The organism is Sphingomonas tabacisoli, from assembly GCF_042678385.1.
GTDB lineage: Bacteria > Pseudomonadota > Alphaproteobacteria > Sphingomonadales > Sphingomonadaceae > Sphingomonas_B > Sphingomonas_B tabacisoli.
Window position 1 is genome coordinate 1,861,174 of record NZ_JBHUDY010000001.1, and the last position, 17,351, is coordinate 1,878,524.

General features: G+C 66.7%; 19 protein-coding genes. 15 read left to right on the forward strand and 4 right to left on the reverse strand.

Annotation, left to right across the window (positions count from 1 at the left end; genetic code table 11):
- Positions 1-141 precede the first annotated feature (141 nt).
- Genes ACFSCW_RS09530 through sigJ form a run of 4 tightly spaced genes read left to right on the forward strand, consistent with a single transcriptional unit; the run spans position 142 to position 2,318 of the window.
- Positions 142-597 (forward strand): copper chaperone PCu(A)C, encoded by a 456-nt coding sequence (locus ACFSCW_RS09530; RefSeq protein WP_380888681.1) that lies wholly within the window; start codon positions 142-144, stop codon positions 595-597.
- A 43-nt stretch (positions 598-640) separates the two neighbouring features.
- Entirely contained in the window at positions 641-1,045 is a 405-nt protein-coding gene (locus ACFSCW_RS09535; protein ID WP_380890079.1) for a vgr related protein, read from the forward strand.
- 47 nt (positions 1,046-1,092) lie between these two features.
- Entirely contained in the window at positions 1,093-1,485 is a 393-nt protein-coding gene (locus tag ACFSCW_RS09540; RefSeq protein ID WP_380888683.1) for a hypothetical protein, read from the forward strand.
- The gene (sigJ, locus tag ACFSCW_RS09545) at positions 1,485-2,318 is read left to right on the forward strand and encodes an RNA polymerase sigma factor SigJ (RefSeq protein ID WP_380888685.1); all 834 of its coding nucleotides are present in this window, start codon (positions 1,485-1,487) and stop codon (positions 2,316-2,318) included. The genes ACFSCW_RS09540 and sigJ overlap by 1 nt, the downstream gene beginning before the upstream one ends.
- On the opposite strand, the gene tpiA is transcribed toward sigJ, so the two are convergent.
- The gene (gene tpiA / locus ACFSCW_RS09550) at positions 2,315-3,058 is read right to left on the reverse strand and encodes a triose-phosphate isomerase (protein ID WP_380888687.1); all 744 of its coding nucleotides are present in this window, start codon (positions 3,056-3,058) and stop codon (positions 2,315-2,317) included. The two genes, sigJ and tpiA, sit on opposite strands and share 4 nt — an antisense overlap.
- A 120-nt stretch (positions 3,059-3,178) precedes the next feature.
- Here tpiA and ACFSCW_RS09555 point away from each other — a divergent pair, with 120 nt between their 5' ends.
- From ACFSCW_RS09555 to ACFSCW_RS09600, 10 genes are all read left to right on the forward strand, one after another.
- Positions 3,179-5,122 (forward strand): peptidylprolyl isomerase, encoded by a 1,944-nt coding sequence (locus tag ACFSCW_RS09555; RefSeq protein WP_380888689.1) that lies wholly within the window; start codon positions 3,179-3,181, stop codon positions 5,120-5,122.
- Entirely contained in the window at positions 5,119-6,639 is a 1,521-nt protein-coding gene (gene trpE, locus ACFSCW_RS09560; protein WP_380888691.1) for an anthranilate synthase component I, read from the forward strand. Before ACFSCW_RS09555 ends, trpE begins: the two co-directional genes overlap by 4 nt.
- 9 nt (positions 6,640-6,648) lie before the next feature.
- On the forward strand, positions 6,649-7,701 hold the full coding sequence (locus ACFSCW_RS09565; protein ID WP_380888693.1) for an alpha/beta fold hydrolase: 1,053 nt from the start codon (positions 6,649-6,651) through the stop codon (positions 7,699-7,701).
- Positions 7,702-7,815: 114 nt separating this feature from the next.
- Positions 7,816-8,406 carry an anthranilate synthase component II gene (locus ACFSCW_RS09570; RefSeq protein WP_380888695.1) on the forward strand — a complete coding sequence of 197 codons (591 nt, stop codon included), beginning with the start codon at positions 7,816-7,818 and terminating at the stop codon, positions 8,404-8,406.
- On the forward strand, positions 8,403-9,401 hold the full coding sequence (gene trpD / locus ACFSCW_RS09575; RefSeq protein WP_380888697.1) for an anthranilate phosphoribosyltransferase: 999 nt from the start codon (positions 8,403-8,405) through the stop codon (positions 9,399-9,401). Before ACFSCW_RS09570 ends, trpD begins: the two co-directional genes overlap by 4 nt.
- Positions 9,398-10,177 carry an indole-3-glycerol phosphate synthase TrpC gene (gene trpC / locus ACFSCW_RS09580; protein WP_380888699.1) on the forward strand — a complete coding sequence of 260 codons (780 nt, stop codon included), beginning with the start codon at positions 9,398-9,400 and terminating at the stop codon, positions 10,175-10,177. Before trpD ends, trpC begins: the two co-directional genes overlap by 4 nt.
- A complete protein-coding gene (gene moaC, locus ACFSCW_RS09585; protein WP_380888701.1) occupies positions 10,174-10,647 on the forward strand; it encodes a cyclic pyranopterin monophosphate synthase MoaC in 474 nt (157 codons plus the stop codon). The genes trpC and moaC overlap by 4 nt, the downstream gene beginning before the upstream one ends.
- 51 nt (positions 10,648-10,698) lie before the next feature.
- Positions 10,699-12,219 (forward strand): M20/M25/M40 family metallo-hydrolase, encoded by a 1,521-nt coding sequence (locus tag ACFSCW_RS09590; protein WP_380888703.1) that lies wholly within the window; start codon positions 10,699-10,701, stop codon positions 12,217-12,219.
- Positions 12,220-12,311: 92 nt separating this feature from the next.
- The gene (locus tag ACFSCW_RS09595; protein WP_380888705.1) at positions 12,312-12,629 is read left to right on the forward strand and encodes a PilZ domain-containing protein; all 318 of its coding nucleotides are present in this window, start codon (positions 12,312-12,314) and stop codon (positions 12,627-12,629) included.
- Positions 12,630-12,665: 36 nt separating this feature from the next.
- Positions 12,666-13,916, forward strand: coding sequence for an HD-GYP domain-containing protein (locus tag ACFSCW_RS09600; RefSeq protein WP_380888707.1), 1,251 nt, complete (start codon positions 12,666-12,668; stop codon positions 13,914-13,916).
- On the opposite strand, the gene ACFSCW_RS09605 is transcribed toward ACFSCW_RS09600, so the two are convergent.
- The 3 genes from ACFSCW_RS09605 to recG are packed head-to-tail and all read right to left on the reverse strand — an operon-like array spanning position 13,897 to position 17,004.
- Positions 13,897-14,514 carry a LuxR C-terminal-related transcriptional regulator gene (locus ACFSCW_RS09605; protein WP_380888709.1) on the reverse strand — a complete coding sequence of 206 codons (618 nt, stop codon included), beginning with the start codon at positions 14,512-14,514 and terminating at the stop codon, positions 13,897-13,899. The genes ACFSCW_RS09600 and ACFSCW_RS09605 overlap by 20 nt on opposite strands.
- Before the next feature lie 46 nt (positions 14,515-14,560).
- On the reverse strand, positions 14,561-14,941 hold the full coding sequence (locus ACFSCW_RS09610; protein ID WP_380888711.1) for a cupin domain-containing protein: 381 nt from the start codon (positions 14,939-14,941) through the stop codon (positions 14,561-14,563).
- A 2-nt stretch (positions 14,942-14,943) separates the two neighbouring features.
- Positions 14,944-17,004, reverse strand: coding sequence for an ATP-dependent DNA helicase RecG (gene recG / locus ACFSCW_RS09615; RefSeq protein WP_380888713.1), 2,061 nt, complete (start codon positions 17,002-17,004; stop codon positions 14,944-14,946).
- A 75-nt stretch (positions 17,005-17,079) separates the two neighbouring features.
- Between recG and ACFSCW_RS09620 the strand changes: the two genes are divergently transcribed.
- Entirely contained in the window at positions 17,080-17,346 is a 267-nt protein-coding gene (locus ACFSCW_RS09620; RefSeq protein ID WP_380888715.1) for an FAD assembly factor SdhE, read from the forward strand.
- Positions 17,347-17,351: the final 5 nt, after the last annotated feature.

Here is a 17,351-nt window from a genome sequence, read left to right on the forward strand (position 1 = left end):
CAAAGTTCAAACCATCCTCAAGCAGCCCCAGAAGAGGCGACTGCTTGACGTTACGCCGGGCGATATAGGGTGGCTTGTCCTTGCCGCAAGGAGCGACAAACCGTAGGAAAACGGAAGCGTTACGACGAAAGGTTTGCGCCGATGATCCGCCCTGCCCCGCTCGCTGTTGCAGCATTTGCCCTGCTGGCGCTGCCCGGTTGCGCGAAGAAGAAGGAGCTGAACGTCACCGACGCCTATATCCGCTTCTCGCCGATACCGACCAATCCGTCCGCAGCCTATTTCACCGTGCATGGCGGCGACAAGGACGTGAACTTGATCGACGTCTCCACCGAAGTCGCGATCCGAAGCGAAATGCACGAAAGCATGAATGCCGGCGGGATGGCATCGATGAAGCCGATCATGAGCGTGCCGATTCCCGCCGGCAGCCTCGTGAAGTTCGAGCCCGGCGGCAAGCATGTGATGCTCTACAAGATCAATCCGGGCCTGCAGCCGCCCAAGATCGTGACGCTGACCTTCGCTTTCTCGAACGGCGAGCGGATCCAGGCGGATGCGCAACTGGTCGCGGCCGGCGATGCGGGGCCGGGTGCGAAGAAATAGCGGCCGCCCGCTGACCGAGGCGGAGCGCAATCTCGCCGCTTCGATGTTCGGCGGCGAGATCGACTATGACCGGGTCCGTATCCACGCGGCGAAATGGTGGCCGTTTCAGCCGAAGCGCGTCGCGATGTCGCCGGACGGGCACATCTGGTTCCACCCGGAGGGCGGCCTGTATTGCGACGATTTCTGTGGGCAGGACCTAGGGAGCCAAGGGCTGTTCATCCATGAGATGACGCATGTCTGGCAGCGGCAGCGCGGCGTGTTCCTGCCGCTCGCGCGCCATCCCTTCTGCCGGTACGATTACAGCGTGAAGCCCGGCTGGCCGCTGGAGCGCTACGGCATCGAACAGCAAGCCGAGATCGTCCGCCACACTTTCCTGCTCCGGCACGGTCAGCACCTGCGCGGGGCGCCCCCGCTCCAGCAATATGAAACGATCCTACCGTTCGGCTGAGCTGTCACAAAGCGAGTGCCTGCACCGTCTAGGAGGCGGAGGTGGCGATGAAGAACAGGATAATCGTGGGACTGGCGCTGCTGCTGGCCGCGCTGATGGCGGCGAACGGCCTCGTCATGCTCACGAACCCGCAAGGCTGGTATGTACGCGTTCCGGGCGTGGTCGCGACCGGCGCGTACAACCAGCATTTCATCCGCGACATCGGGCTGACCTATTTGCTGATCGGCATCGGCTTTGCGATCGGCGCTTTCCGGCCCGCAATGCGCCTCGCGCTGTGGTTGGGCGCGAGCCTCTGGCTGACGGGACATGCGCTGTTCCATCTGTGGGAAGTGGCTGTCGGCATTTGCGGGACCGATGCGATCCCACGCGATTTCCTGGGCGTGACGCTGCCTGCGCTGATCGGTCTTGGCCTGAGCTTCTGTGCCTGGCGTCGCACATGATGGCCGCCGACCCGTTCACCTCCACAGAGCCGCGGTTGCGCGCGCTGGCCTACCGGATGCTCGGCTCGCACGCCGATGCCGCCGATGCGGTGCAGGATACCGCGACAAAGTGGCTTTCAACCGATCGAAGCATCATTGAGAACCCCGAGGCGTGGCTTGTGCGCACCTGCACCCGCGCGTCGATCGATCTGCTCCGCCGACGCAAGCGAGAAGCCTATGTCGGGCCGTGGCTGCCCGAGCCGAGTACGGAAGACGCTGGCGACCTGCCCGCGCTTGCCGAGTCCGTGCGGCTTGCTTTCCTGCTGATGCTGGAGCGACTGTCGCCCGCCGAGCGCGCGGCGCTGCTGCTGCACGACGTGTTCGACGAGGATTATTCGGCGATCGCTTCCGCAATCGGCTCGAGCGAGGCGATGGCGCGACAGCATGTCTCGCGCGCAAGGCGGCGCATCGCCGAGGACCGGGCGCGTTTCGCGGTCGCGCCGCATGCCGAGCGGGATCTGATGGAGCGTTTCGGCGCGGCAGTGGCTGCGGGCGATCTGGCCGGACTGACCGCCCTGTTTGCGCCCGATGCCGAGCTGCGGAGTGACGGCGGCGGGAAACGCGCCGCCGCGCTCAACGTCATCACCGGCGCTGACCGCATCGCCCGCTTCTTCCTCGGAATCACGCGAAAACACCCGTATCAACTGCGGCCCGCCATCATCAATGGCGCGCTGGGCGGGCTGCAGATCGAGCAGGGCGAGATTTCCGGCGCGCTCAGCTTCGCGACCGACGGCGACCGGATCACCGGCGTGTTCTTCCAGCGCAATCCCGACAAGCTGGCGCGGGTGCACTAGGCGCGGGCGGCAGCCTCGATGATCGGCACGAAATCGGCGGCGGTCAGGCTGGCGCCACCGACCAGCGCGCCGTCGACATTATTGACCGCCATCAGCTCGGCCGCGTTGGACGGCTTCACCGACCCGCCATAGAGGATGCGCACGCCCTCGGCTTCGGCGTCCAGCATGTCGCCCAGCTTGGTCCGAATGCTTGCGTGCATTGCGGCCACGTCTCCCACCGTGGGTGTGCGGCCAGTGCCGATCGCCCAGACCGGCTCATAGGCGACGACGAGCTGCGTCGCCGTCCCGTCGGCCGGGATCGAGCCCTGAAGCTGCCGCTCGACGACCTCGGCGGCGCGGCCTGCGTCGCGCTCGCCCTCTGTCTCGCCGACGCAGACGATCGCGATCATGCCCGCGGCGATCACCGCACGCGCCTTGGCATAGACTTCGGCGTCGCTCTCGCGCTGGTCGGTGCGGCGCTCGCTATGACCGACGATGACGAGCTTGGCCCCAGCCTCCCTCAGCATCGGCGCGGAGACGCAGCCGGTGTGCGCGCCTTTCTCATTCTGGTGCGAATCCTGCGCGCCGATCGTCAGGTCGCCGCGCGCCGCCGCTGCCGCAATCAAGGTGAAAGGCGGGCAGATCGCGACATCCACTTGCGGGTTCGCTCGCGCGGCCGCGGCGATGGCATCCAGCTCGGCAAGCTGCGCCAGGCTCCCGTGCATCTTCCAATTGCCGGCCACCAGCTTGCGTCGCGTCATGTCCATTCCCTGTTCGAAAATCTCCGGCGCGCCTAGAGGAACGGCGGCCCAACGCGCAAGCTTGTCGGTTCGGCTGCTCCGACCTAAAGCACCGCTTTCCATTCAACTTCCGGACGCCTGATGCTCGACAATTTTCGCCGCCTGTCCAAGTCCAAGATCGGTATCGGCCTGTTTGCGCTGTTCATTGCCGCGATGGCGTTCGGTTTCGCAGCGGCGGACATCCGTGCGCTCGGCGGTCACATCACGCCCGGCAGCGACACCGTCGCCACCATCGGCGGCACCAAGATCACCACCGCCGAGCTGCAGCAGCGCGTGATGCGCGCGCTGGAAAATGCGCGGCAGGACCGCCCGGGCCTGACCATGCCCGAGTTCGTGCGCATGGGCGGCGTCGACCAGATCTTGCAGCAGATGGCCGATTCGATGGCGCTGGAGCAGTTCGCGAAGACGCAGGGCTTCGGCGTCAGCCGGAAGATGGAGGATGCGCAGATCGCCTCCGCGCCGGCGTTCCGGGGGCTGAACGGTTCGTTCGACCAGAGCGCGTTCGAAGCGTTCCTCAATCGCCAGCGGGTCAGCGAACGCGAAGTGCGCGACGATCTGGCGCGCGAAATGTACCTGACCCAGCTTCTCGTGCCCGCGACCGGCGGTGCGCCTGCACCTGTCGGCCTTACCCTGCCCTACGCCTCGATGCTGCTGGAGCAGCGCACCGGCCGCGCGCAGTTCGTGCCGGTGTCGGCGTTCAAGGGCGCCGCGCCGACCGACGCCGAGCTGGACGCCTATTACAGGAAGAACCTCGCCCGCTACACGACGGCGGAGCGGCGCGTGGTCCGCTACGCGCTGATCGACCGCGCTGCTTTCGAGGCGGCAGCGCAGCCGAGCGAAGCCGAGATCGCCAAGGCCTATGAAGCGGGCAAGGCCGATTATGCCGCGAAGGAAACGCGGACGATCAGCCAGGTCATCCTGCCGAACGAGACGGCGGCGAAAGACTTGGCGGCGAAGATCGCTGCTGGCACGCCGATCGCCGAAGCCGCCAAGGCGGCGGGGCTGGAATCGGTGACGCTCAACGAGCAGACCCGCGACCAGTATGCCGAGGCGAGCTCGGCCGCAGTGGCGAACGCGGTGTTCTCGACGCCGCAGGGCAAGGTCGCGGCGCCGGCCCGGTCGGGCCTTGGCTGGCACGTCGCGCGGGTGGACAAGATCGTCACCGTTCCCGGCAAGACGCTGGATCAGGTGCGCGGCGACCTCACCGCCAAGCTGAAGAAAGACAAGGCCGACCAGGCGATGGCCGATACGGTCGGCAAGATCGAGGATGCGATCGGTGGCGGCGCGACCTTCGACGAGGTCGTGCAGAACAACAAGCTGCAGCCGGTCACCACGCCGGCGCTGCTTGCCGACGGCAGCAATCCCGACATGCCGGGCGCACCGGTGGCGCGCGAGCTGCCGGTCGTGATGAAGACTGCGTTCGGCATGGACGTGGGCGACGATCCGCTGACCGAGGCGGTGGTGCCGAACCAGGTCGTCGCGCTGGTCAAGACCGACAATATCGTCGCCGCGGCACCGCAGCCGCTCGCCAAGGTGCGCGACAAGGTTGCGGCCGATCTGGTCGCGGAGCGCTCGCTTGCAGCCTCGCGGCAGGCGGCCGATGCGATCGCCGCCAAGGTCAATAGCGTCACGCCGCTGGCGCAGGCTGCGAGTGCTGCCGGTGCGGCGCTTCCTGCCCCGGCCCCGCTCAGCGGCCGGCGCGGCGAGCTGCTCCGCCAGGGCCAGCAGGTCGAGCCGCAAGTGGCCGCGATGTTCTCGCTCCGCCAGGGCAAGGCCCGCGTCGTGCCGGCCAAGGACAAGAGCGGCTGGTATGTCGTGACGACGGACAGCGCCGTCGCCGGCGATGCGCGCTCGCAGCCGCAGCTCGTGCAGGCCACGCGGACGCAATTCGGGTCGGTCTTCGGTCAGGAATATGGCCAGCAGCTCGCCGCCGCGGCGCGCAAATCGGTCGGCGTCGAGATCAATCCGGCGGCGGTCGCACGCCTGAAGAGCGAACTGGTCGGCGGCGGCACGCAAGCCCAGTGACGCGCGACCGCAGCGACGACGCGGAGACGATCGCCGCGCTGGAGGCGGGCCGCGCCGCGTTCGTGTGGCGGCGGCAGATCGCCGACACCGACACGCCCGTCTCCGCAGCGCTGGCGCTGGTCGAGCCCGGCCGCGGCGACTTCCTGCTGGAGTCGGTGGAAGGCGGGCAGACGCGCGGGCGGCACAGCCTGATTGGGCTTGCGCCCGACCTGATCTTCAAGGCGCAGGGCGACACCGCCGAGATCAATGGGGAGCCTGTCGCCGGCGGCGCGATTGCGGCGTTGCGAGGGCTTGTCGAGCAATGCCGCGCCGAGGTGCCGCCGGAACTGCCGCGTGCACTCGCCTGCCTGGTCGGCTATTTCGGTTACGAGACGATCGGCCTGATCGAAAAGCTCCCGAGGCCGCCCGCCAACCCGCTCGATCTGCCCGACATGCTGTTCGTGCGGCCGACGCTGATCCTGGTGTTCGACCGACTGGCCGACGAACTGTTCCTGATCGCTCCCCTATGGCCGGATGCCGGCGAGCCCGCCAAGCGCGTGGCCGACGCTTGGGAACGGATCGACGCAGCGGCGGCGCGTCTCTCTTCCCCCGTTCGTTTCGAGCGCAGTCGAGAAACGACAGCGCCGCGCCAAGCGCTTCTCGACTTCGCTCGAAGCGAACGGCGTTTGATCGAGCCGGTGCTTGCCGATGACCAATACAAGGACATGGTCCTCCGCGCGAAGGACTATATCCTCGCCGGCGACATCTTTCAGGTGGTGCTCGCCCAGCGCTTCACCGCGCCCTTCCCGCTGCCGCCGTTCGACCTTTACCGTGCGCTCAGGCGCATCAACCCCTCGCCCTTCCTCTATTTCCTCGACCTGCCAGGCTTCGCGCTAATCGGCTCGAGCCCCGAAATCCTCGTCCGCGCGCGCGACGGCGAAGTGACGATCCGGCCGATCGCCGGCACCCGCCCGCGCGGCAAGACGGCGGTGGAGGATGCAGAGAACCGCGACTCCCTGCTCGCCGATCCGAAGGAGCGGGCCGAGCATCTGATGTTGCTCGATCTAGGCCGCAACGATGTCGGCCGCGTCGCCGAAGCGGGATCGGTGCAGGTGACCGACAGCTATACGGTCGAGTTCTACAGCCACGTCATGCACATCGTATCGAACGTTGTCGGGCGGCTGCCGCCCGACCGCGACGCGCTGGACGCATTGTTCGCGGGGTTCCCGGCGGGCACGGTCAGCGGCGCGCCCAAGGTCCGCGCCTGCGAGATCATTGCCGAGCTGGAGCCGGAAACGCGCGGCGCCTATGCCGGCGGCGTCGGCTATTTCTCGCCCGACGGATCGATGGACAGCTGCATCGTGCTGAGGACCGCGGTCGTGAAGGACGGCACCATGCACGTTCAGGCCGGCGCCGGCATCGTCGCCGACAGCGACCCGGCCTACGAGCAGCGCGAATGCGAAGCCAAAGCCGGCGCCCTCTTCGCCGCGGCCCGCGAGGCCGTGCGACGGGCGAGCGAGCCGCAATTCGGTCAATAAGGACACGCCATGCTCAGCCTCGCACTCACCCTGCTCCTGCAAGCGGCGCCAGCCGCTCCGGCCTGGCCGACCAAAGACGCCGACGCGACGTTTCGCGACTTCCACTTTGCGTCGGGTGAGACGTTGCCGGAGTTGCGCATCCATTACACCACGCTGGGCACGCCGCACCGCAATGCGCGAGGCGAGATCGACAATGCGGTGATGGTGCTGCACGGCACCGGCGGGACGGGGAAGCAGTTCCTGTTTCCGCAGTTCGCGAACGAGCTTTACGGGCCGGGCCAGCCGCTCGACATCACGCGCTATTACATCATCCTGCCCGACGGGATCGGGCATGGCGGATCGTCCAAGCCGAGCGACGGACTTCGCGCCCGCTTTCCGCACTATGGCTATGCCGACATGGTCGAGGGACAGCGGCGGCTGCTCGGCGCGCTCGGCGTCAGGAAGCTCAGGCTGCTGATGGGCACCTCTATGGGCTGCATGCACGGCTTCGTCTGGGGCACGACGCACCCGGAAATGGTGCAGGCGATGATGCCGATGGCGTGCCTGCCGGTCGAGATCGCCGGCCGCAACCGGATGTGGCGCAAGATGGCGATCGACGCGATCCGCGCCGATCCAGCCTACCAAGGCGGCAACTACACGAGCGAACCGGCGCAAGGGCTGCGCACCGCGGGCGACTTGCTGATCATCGCGGGACTGAACCCGCTCGCAACCCAGGTCGAGGCGCCGACGCGCGAGAAAGCCGAGGCCCAGCTCGACACGCGCTTCGCGGCGATTGTGAAGGACCGGGACGCCAACGACCTGATCTGGCAGCTTGACGCCTCGCGCGATTACGATCCTTCGGCCGGCCTCGAGCGGATGACGCTGCCCGTCACCTGGGTGAATTCCGCCGATGACTTCATCAATCCGCCGGGCCTGCGCATCGCCGAGCGCGAGGCCAAGCGGCTGCCAAACGGCAAGTTCGTGCTGATCCCCGAAAGCACCGAGACCAAGGGCCACGGCACCCACACCTGGGCGAAGTTCTGGAAGGGCGAGCTGGTGGAGCTGCTGGAGCGAAGCGAGTGAAGAACGGGAGGGCTTCGACAGGCTCAGCCCGAACGGATTTAACGGTGTGACGTTCTTCCCCACCGTTCGGGCTGAGCTTGTCGAAGCCCTCCCTTCTTTCTACCGGCTACGGGCATGATCCTCGTCATCGACAACTACGACAGCTTTACCTGGAATCTGGTCCACTATCTGATGGAGCTGGGCGCGAAGGTGGACGTCGTGCGCAACGACGCGATATCCGCGGGCCAGGCGCTATCGTGGGGCGCGGAAGCGTTCCTGATCTCGCCCGGCCCCTGCACGCCGAACGAAGCGGGCGTGTCGCTCGATCTCGTTGCCGCCTGCGCCGAGGCGGGAAAGCCACTGCTGGGCGTCTGTCTCGGGCATCAGGCGATCGGGCAGCATTTCGGCGGGCAAGTGGTACGCGGCGGACTGATGCACGGAAAGACCTCGCCCGTCGAGCATGACGGGACCGGGCTGTTCGAAGGCTTGCCCTCGCCTTTCACCGCGACCCGCTATCACTCGCTGATCGTGCCGGAGAAAGGCTTGCCCGATACGCTCCGCATCAACGCACGCTCGCCCGACGGCAGCGTGATGGGCTTCATGCACCGGACGCTGCCGATCCATGGCGTCCAGTTCCACCCGGAAAGCATCGCCACCGAGCACGGCCATGCGATGCTGGCCAACTTCATGAAGATCGCCGGCATGAAAGTGCTGGAGCGCGCATGACCACGATCGTGCTTCTTCCAGACGCCAGCGAGCCACTGGATATGGCAACGGCGGAGGCGGCGTTCGGCGACATTCTCGACTGGCGCTGCGATCCGGACGATGTCGCCCGCTTCCTGACGGACATGTCGCTGCGCGACGAGACCAGCATCGAGATCGCCGCCTGTGCGCGGGCGATGCGGGCGCGGATGATCGAAGTGCATGCACCCGAGCATGCGATCGATGTGTGCGGCACCGGGGCAGATGGCCAGCACAGCCTGAACATCTCGACTGCGGTGGCGATCATCGTCGCCGCGTGCGGGGTGCCGGTCGCGAAGCACGGCAATCGCGCGTCCTCCAGCAAGGCCGGCGCGGCCGATACGCTGGAGGCGCTGGGCCTCGACCTTGAGGTGGCCGCAGCGACCGCGGAGCGGAGCCTCGCCGATATCGGCATCGCTTTCCTGTTCGCGCAGAAGCATCATCCGACGCTTTCGGCGCTGGCGCCTATCCGCCGCAAGATCGGGCGCCGGACCGTGTTCAATCTCGTCGGGCCGATCTGCAATCCGGCGCGGGTGAAACGACAGTTGATCGGCGTCGCGCGGCCGGACTTCATGCCGGTTTTCGCCGAGGCCTTGCACCTGCTGGGGATGGAAGCGGCGATGCTGGTCGCCGGCGACGAGCCGCTCGACGAGCTGTCGATTTCCGGGCCCAGCACGATCGTGCGTATGGGCGCTTGCGGCGCAGGCACGCTCCGGATTGAGCCGGCCGATGTGGGCCTCCCGACCTACCCGCTGAAGGAGCTCCAGGGCGACGATGCCGCCTACAATGCCGCGGCGCTGCGCCGCATGCTGCAGGGCGAGCGCGGTGCTTATCGCGACGCCGTGCTGCTCAACAGCGCGGCCGCGCTGATGGTCGCTGGCCGGGTGAGCACGCTCACGGAAGGCGTCGAGGAAGCGGCGGAAGTGCTCGACAACGGCCTCGCCAATGCCCTGCTCGATTGCTGGATCGCCTACCGGTGAACAAGCTCGACGAAATATGCGCGCACAAGCGAGGCGAAGTCGCCGAACGGAAGCGCAGGACCAGCCCGGCGGAGCTGGCGGAGCGGATCGCCGCGCAGTCGGCGCCGCGCGGTTTCCGGCGCGCGCTCGATACCGCGCCCGGCTATGGACTCATCGCCGAGATCAAGAAAGCGAGCCCGTCCAAGGGCCTGATCCGCCCCGATTTCGATCCGCCGGCCCATGCGCGCGCTTATGAGGCAGGCGGTGCCGCATGCCTCTCGGTACTGACCGACGAGCGCTATTTCCAAGGCCATGACGATTACCTCGTCACAGCCCGAGCGGCATGCAGCCTGCCGGTGCTGCGCAAGGACTTCATGGTCGACCCGTGGCAGGTTGCCGAAGCGCGCGCGCTGGGTGCGGATGCGATCCTGATCATCGTAGCCGCGCTCTCCGACGCGCAAATGACGGAGATCGAAGCGGCCGCGATCGAACACGGCATGGATGCGTTGGTCGAGGTGCACGATGCAGGCGAGCTCGACCGCGCGCTGCGGCTCAAGTCCCGGCTGATCGGCGTCAACAACCGCGACTTGCGCGACTTCTCCGTCGATTTCGCGCGGACCTATGAGCTGGTCGGCAGCGCGCCAGCGGGGTGCACCTTCGTCGCCGAAAGCGGGCTCACCACCCATGCCGATCTCTCCGCAATGGCCGAGCACGGCGTGCGTTGTTTCCTTGTCGGCGAGGCGCTGATGCGGCAGACTGACGTGGAGGCGGCAACGCAAAGGCTCCTGTACGGGTGAGCGAGCTTACGCACCTGGACAAGTCGGGCGCAGCCCGCATGGTCGACGTTTCGGACAAAGCGGTGACGGCCCGCGAAGCGGTCGCTGCAGGCCGGCTCCGCCTGTCCAACGAAGCGTTGAACGCGCTCCGGTCGCAGGCTGCGGCAAAGGGAGACGCCGTGGCGGTGGCTCGCGTGGCCGGTATAATGGCGGCCAAGCGCACCAGCGACCTTATTCCCCTGTGCCACCCGTTGCCGATCGAACGGATCGCGATCGACTTCGTGTACGAGGCCAATGCCATCGCGGTGAAGGCGACCGTCGCAACCCAGGACAAGACCGGGGTCGAGATGGAGGCGCTCACCGCCGTTTCGATCGCGCTGCTGACCCTTTATGACATGGGCAAGTCTCTCGACAAATCCATGACGATCGAGGCGGTTCGGCTGCTGACGAAATTCGGCGGAAAATCGGGCGATTACGTCCGATCGGAATAGGCTGGACCGGCACCCGGCGCGATTCTAACCTTCCTGAAAAGGGAGGGCATCATGGACAGCAGGAACTTCGATCGGCGTGCACTCTTGCAGGGCGCGGCGGCCGGCGCAGCGTTTCTCGCGCCAGGGGCGGCGCTCGCGCAATCGGGCGACGAGAAGGCGATCCGCGCAGCCGTCGAGAGAGGCCACGACGCCTCGATCAAGCGGTTGCAGGAATGGATCGCCCTGCCCTCCATCGCGGCCGAGAACCGCGACATGCAAAAAGGCGCGGAGCACATGGCCGCGCTCGCGAAGGACGCGGGCTTCCAGCATGTCGAGATCGTGCCGACGTCCGGCCATCCGGGTGTGTTCGCGACCTTGGATGCAGGCGCGAAGAAAACCGTCGGCCTGTACTTCATGTACGACGTCAAGCAGTTCGATCCCTCCGAATGGAGCTCGCCGCCGACCGAGGCGCGCATCGTCGACAAGCCCGGAATGGGCCGCGCCATCGTCGGCCGCGGCGCGACCAACCAGAAGGGGCCGGAAGCGACGTTCCTTGCCGCGCTGCACGCCATCCGCGCTGCCGGCCGCAAGCCGCCGGTCAATTTCGTGCTGGTTGCCGAGGGCGAAGAGGAGATCGGCTCGCCGCATTTCGCTGAGATCGTGCGTCGGCCCGACATCGCCGCGAATCTGAAGCAGACGATCGGCGTGTTCATGCCGTCCAACGGGCAGGACCCCGACGGCTCCACAACGGTCACGCTCGGCTCCAAGGGCATCATCGAATGCGAGCTGATCGCGACCGGCGAAGCCTGGGGCCGCGGCCCGGGCAAGGACGTGCACTCCTCGCTGAAAGCTTCGATCGACAGTCCCGTCTGGCGGCTCGTGCAGGCGCTGCAGACGCTCGTCTCCCCGGACGGCAACACCGTGATGATCGACGGCTGGAACGAGCATGTCCGCCCGCTCACCGCGCGCGAGAAAGCGATCATCGCCGAGAACGCGCGCCTGACGAGCGAAGCCGACGAAATGAAGTCGTTGAGCGTCAAGCACTGGATCGACGACCTGCCCTGGCAGGCGAGCCAGGAACGCCTTGCCGCCGCACCCACCGCCAATATCGAAGGGCTGGTCGCCGGCTATACTGGGCCAGGCGGCAAGACGATCCTGCCGCACAAGGGCGTCGCGAAGATGGACTTCCGCCTGGTGCCCAATCAGACTCACGCCGATTGCGTCGCAAAGCTGAAAGCGCATCTGGCGAAACGCGGCTTCGGCGATATCCAGGTCAAGGTCTCCGGCGGCTACGATCCGACCGAGACAGCCGAGGACAGCCGCCTGATCCAGACCGAGATCGCGACGTACAAGAAGCTTGGCGTCACGCCGACGCTCTATCCGCGCAATGCCGGCTCCTGGCCGGGCTATGTCTTTACGGCGCCGCCGCTGAGCCTGCCGGCCGGGCATTTCGGCCTGGGCCATGGCAGCGGCGCGCATGCACCCGACGAATATTATCTGATCGAGCCGTCGAACCCCAAGGTCGCGGGCTTCGATGCGGCGACGATGAGCTATGTCGAGTTCCTCTACGCGCTCGCCTCGGCAAGGACTTAGCGCGGGCCGGTAGGAATCCGTTAAGCCTGTCTCTCTGCCGCCGGTTAAGGACTGACCGGTAGAGCTTGGCTGAACCCAGTGGGAATCGGATCATGTTGGCCGCGCAAGTTCAGCCTGACAGACGCCAAAGCGAGCGCGACGAGGTCTTTTACCGCACGCGGGCGACGGCGGCCGGCCGCGGCAGTTTCGCCGTGCAGGTCGTCAACATTTCGGCAAACGGCTTCATGATCCGCGCCGACATCGACGTGGCAATCGGCGACAGCATCATGATCCGCCTGCCGGTGGTGGGCGAAATCCGCGCCGAGGTGCGCTGGTCTCTGGGCGGCCGGGTCGGCTGCCAATTCGTCCGCATGATTGGCCTTGCGCCTTATCTGGAGCTTCTGGCGGCGCTGCTCAAGGAAACCCGCTAGCTTTACGTCTTGCTAACCCGTTGTTGCGACAATGGATTGGTAAGGGAGGCGACCATAGCACTGATACGTATCGCGCCCGAAGACGTTCAGCTCGGGATGTTCATCCAGGGCTTTGACGGGTCGTGGCTGGACCATCCGTTCTGGCGCACCCGATTCGTGATCGAGACCGAGCGCGACTTGCTGAAGGTCCGCGAAAGCGCGGTTTCGGCCGTCATCATCGACGACGCGCTGGGCAGCGCTGCGCAGCTGGAGCCGGTCACCGCCTCCCCCGAAGCAAGTTCCTGGCAGCCGCCCGCACGCCACGCGGCGCCGGCGTGGCGGCCTGCGCCGGCGGTTCATACGCCGCAGCCGCAATCCTTTCCGGCCGCCTATGGCCGCGCGACCCGCATCTTCGGCAAATCGCGCAAGGCGGTGTCGGCCATGTATTCCGACGTGCGGCTGGGCAAGGCGATCAAGGCCGAGAAGCTGGTTCCGCTGGTCGACGAGATCACGAGCTCGATCGACGAGAACCCGCGCGCCTTCATCAGCATCGCGCAGCTGAAGACCCGCCACGAATACACCTATATGCACTCGGTCGCGGTGTGCGCATTGATGATCAATCTGGCCCGCGACCTGCGCTTCAGCGACGCGGCCGTGCGCGACGCGGGCATGGCCGGGCTGTTGCACGACATCGGCAAGGCGCTGATGCCGCTGGAGCTGCTCGACAAGCCGGGCAAGCTGACCGACGAAGAATTCGAAGTGATCAAGACCCATCCGATGCGCGGGCAGGAATTGCTCAAGCAGAGCAGCGGTGTCTCCCACAACGCCCTCGAAGTCTGCCTTCGCCACCATGAGCGGTTCGACGGCCAGGGCTATCCCGACGGCCTGTCGGGCGATCGCCTGAGCTTGTTCGCGCGCATGGGCGCGCTGTGCGACGTCTATGACGCCGTCACCTCCGAACGCGCCTACAAACCGGCGTGGAGCCCGACCGAGACCGTCGCCAACATGCGGGACTGGGCCGGGCATTTCGATCCCGAGATGTTCGAATTGTTCGTGAAAAGCGTGGGCATCTACCCGACCGGCGCGCTGGTCCGCCTGAAATCCGGCCGAGTCGCGATGGTGACCGGGGAAAATCCGGACGATCCGACGCGCCCGCCGCTCGTCTCGGTTCCCGACGCGCTGCATCCGGAAGCCGAGCGCCTCGATCCTGCGGTCGAGGAAATCGTCGGCATGGAAAGCGCCGAGGCGCTTCACCTCGAAAGTTGGGAATCGAAGCGCGCGCAGATGATCAAGCGATTCCGTTCCTGACCTGAGACATGATTGCGAGGGGCCGTCCCTCGTTATCCTTGAAGAACGCCATCCATTCCTCGGTCCCGTCATCGTGGCGATGGATCATGTGGGGCGCGTTCAGGAATTCGACGCCTGCGCTTTCCAAAGCGGTGTGGGTCAGGCGAACATCGTCGACTTTAAAGTAGATGATCGACTCGCCGTCGCTTTCGGACTGCGACAGGAACAGCCGCAGCCCGCCGCAATCGAAAAAGGCGAGATCGCCGAACGAATAGAGATGGGTGAGGCCCAGCACCTCGCCGTACCAATGCCGCGCCGCCTCGACGTCGCGGACGCTCCGCGAAATCTGTCCGATCGGTCCCATCGCGAACTCTCCTTCCGATGTTTGAGCGCCAAGCGCCGCCCCGCGGCGAATGCCGGTCCAGTGACGCAGCTCCAGCCGGGTCGGCAGGCCGAGCTTCACCAGGATGTTGGCGACGTGGAATTTCACCGCGTCCATGCTGGTGCCCATCCGCCCCGCGATCGCCTTGTTGGTGAGGCCGTGCCGCACGAATTCTGCGACTCGCCATTCGGCCGGGGTCAGCACATCGTCATGGGGCGGGCGGCCTCTCTGCGTCATGTGGGGGACGCTAGCCGAGTCGGGCGGGATTTACCCTACCCGCGCCTCAGCGCGGCTGCGGGAGCATGATGTTGAGTTGCTTGTCGGCCGTGTCGGCAAGGATGGCGCAGAGCAATTGCGCCGGGGCGGTGGCAGACGCGTTGCGGAAATAATGCACGACCGTCTGCGCGGGCTCGATCGAGGCCTGCCCCTCCTTGAGACGCTGTTCGGGGCCGTCGCCGATGCGGGTGAGGAACGCGCCCTTGGCCGCGAAGCAGACGACCGGCACGGTATGAAGATGCTCCGGCATCGCCTGGCCGGGGGCGAAATCGACGCGCGTCGCTTCCACGCGGGTCACGGTCTTGGCCGGCGAGATGGGGATCGTGCTCAGCGGCACGCGGGTCGGCAGCGCGACCTGGGCAGCAAGCGCGACGGCAATCATCAGCATGGCTATCCGCTCCTCAGCAAGTTCACCCCGGAATCACGTTCGAACAGATACAGTGCCAGCCGCGCGGCCTGTCCGCGTGGCCCTTCGAGGCCGCCGTCCCTGTCCACCAGCAGCCGCGCGTCCTGCGACGCGACCAGCAGCAGTTCGTTGAGCAGCTCCGGGCTGGCGAGGCGGAAGACGTGTTCGCCGGATTGGCGCGTGCCGAGCAGCTCGCCGGGGCCGCGCAGCTTCAGATCCTCCTCGGCGATGCGAAAGCCGTCATTGGTTTCGCGCATCAGCGCGAGGCGCGCTCGCGCGGTCTCGCTAAGCTGGCCGGAACGGAGCAGCAGGCAGGTTGACTTGCCTTCTCCGCGTCCCACTCTTCCGCGCAGTTGATGGAGTTGGGCAAGGCCGAAGCGGTCGGCATGTTCGATGATCATCAGCGTTGCATTCGGCACGTCGACGCCGACCTCGATCACGGTCGTCGCGACGAGCACCGAGAGCTGGCCGGACGCGAACGCCGCCATGACGGCGTCCTTCTCCGGCCCTTTCATGCGGCCATGCACCAGCCCGATCCGGTCGCCGAAGCGCAAGCGCAGCGCCGTCGCGCGTTCCTCGGCCGCCGCGAGGTCGCTCTTCTCACTCTCCTCGACCAGGGGGCAGACCCAATAGGCCTGGCCGCCGCTTTCCATATGCCGACCGAGCGCTTCCACCACATCGACCAGCCGCTCGTCCGAGATCACTCGCGTCTCGATCGGCTGGCGGCCGGGCGGCATCTCGTCGAGGCGGCTGACGTCCATCTCGCCATATTGAGTAAGGGTCAGCGTTCGTGGGATCGGCGTCGCGGTCATTACCAGCAAATGCGGCGGGCGCTCGGCCTTCTGGCTCAACATCAGCCGCTGCGACACGCCGAAGCGGTGCTGCTCGTCCACTACCGCCAAGCCCAGCCGCTTATAGGCGACGCTTTGCTGAAAGATGGCATGGGTGCCGACCAGGATGTCGATCGATCCATCCGCCAGCCCCATCAGCGTCGAATCCCGCGCGCGGCCTTTCTCCCGCCCGGTCAGGATCGCGACGCTCACCGGCAAGCCGGCGAGCATCCGGCTCAGGGATTCGAAATGCTGGCGCGCGAGGATTTCGGTCGGCGCGAGCAGCGCACCCTGCGCACCCGCCTCGACCGCCACCAGTAGCGACATCAGCGCCACGAGCGTCTTGCCCGAGCCGACATCCCCCTGCAGCAGCCGGAGCATCGGCGATTGTTGCGCCATGTCGCCTTCGATCTCGGCGGCCGCGCGCCGCTGCGCGCCGGTCGGCGCATAGGGCAGCTTCAACATGTCGCGCAGCCGCCCGTCGCCCTGCAGCGGCTGGCCGCGCCGCTTGCGAGTGGAGGCGCGCACCAGCATCAGCGCGAGCTGGTTTGCGAACACCTCGTCATAGGCGAGGCGGCACCGCGCCCCGTCGTCTGCGGGGTCGGCGTGCACCGCCGCCAGCGCCGCCCGCCACGGCTTCCAGCCGCGCTGCTGCAACAGGCTCGGCTCGACCCATTCCGGCAGTTCCGGCGCGCGCGCGAGCGCCTGCTCGGCAAGCTGGTGCAGCCGGCGCGAGGTGATGCCTTCGGACAAGGGATAGATCGGCTCGCGCGGGGCCGGCGGCTCCTCGCCCGGCGACAGCACCAGGTCGGGATGGACGATCTGCAGCTCCTGCCCGTAGCTTTCGAGCTTGCCCGAAACGATCCGCTGCTCGCCCAGCGGAAACAGCTTGCGCGCCCAGCCCGGATTGCCGCCGAAATAGACGAGGCTGACATAGTCGCCGCCCGCATCGGTCGCGTGAACGCGGAACGGCCCGCGACTGCTCCCCGACTGGCGGTAATCGACCGCGGTCAGCGGGATCGTGATCGTCCGCCCGACATCGCCCATGTCGAGCCGCTCGACCCGCTTCCGGTCGATCCACCCCGTCGGTAGGTGAAAGGCGATATCGATTGCGCGCTTGAGGCCCAGCCGCTCGAGCGGCTTGCGGATGCCGGGCCCGATCCCTTTCAGCGCCTCCACTTCGGCGAACAGCGGATTGAGGATTTCGGGTCGCATGCCTATCTGGCCGCTTCTAACCACAGACCCGAGGCGCCCGCCAGCGCCCTTCGGGTAATCGCCTATGGAGACGGCATGGACCGCGAACACCGCCTCAAACGCCTGCGCTTTCGCGCCTGGCATCGCGGCACGCGCGAGGCCGACTTCATGATCGGCGGCTTTTTCGACCGATATTCAAACGGCTGGAACGATGAGCAGATCGGCTGGTTCGAGGCGCTGATGAACGAGCAAGACGTTGATATCATGGCCTGGGCGATCGGCACTCTTCCCGTTCCCGACCGCTGGGCCGGCGACATGATGGGCGCGATGCAGCGCCTCGATTACATCCCGATTGCCCGCTGAACCGC